Source organism: Nocardiopsis sp. MG754419 (assembly GCF_018207095.1).
Lineage (GTDB): Bacteria > Actinomycetota > Actinomycetes > Streptosporangiales > Streptosporangiaceae > Nocardiopsis.
In genome coordinates, this window is sequence record NZ_QOCZ01000344.1 from 1 (window position 1) to 562 (window position 562).

The 562-nt window shown below is 66.9% G+C and carries 1 protein-coding gene; it reads right to left on the reverse strand.

The window, feature by feature from the left end; all coding sequences use genetic code 11:
• Positions 1-562: ATP-grasp domain-containing protein (locus tag DSY14_RS28040; protein WP_307851363.1), on the reverse strand; the 562-nt coding region annotated here is incomplete at both ends.

A 562-nucleotide genomic window follows, 5' to 3' on the forward strand; every position in this document is an offset into this window, starting at 1 on the left:
GTCCTCTCCGGCGTAGGCGACCACGTCCAGGGTCGACATGACCAGACCGGCACCGTTACCGATGATGCCGACCTCGCCGTCGAGCTTGACGTAGTTCAGGCCCTTGGCCTTGGCGGCGACCTCGAGGGGGTCACCCTCCTCGGCGAAGGTCAGGCTCTCCAGGTCCTGGCGGAACTCGGCGTTCTCGTCCAGGGTCACCTTGCCGTCGAGGGCGACGACCCGGCCGTCCTTGGTCAGGATGAGCGGGTTCACCTCCGCGAGGGTGGCGTCCTTGCCGACGAAGGCGTCCCAGAGCTTGGTGATGATCTCCGTGGCACCCGCGACGGCGGCCTCGGGCAGCTTGCCCGCCTTGACGATCTCCGCGGCGACGTCGGTCGGGGCGCCCTTGAGGGCGTCGATCGAGATCTTCGCTACGGCGTCGGGGTTGGTCTCGGCGACCTCCTCGATCTCCATGCCGCCCTCTTTGGAGCAGATGGCGAGGAAGTCACGGTTGGCGCGGTCGAGCAGGAAGGAGAAGTAGTACTCCTCGGCGATGTCACTCGCCTCTTCGACCAGGACACGG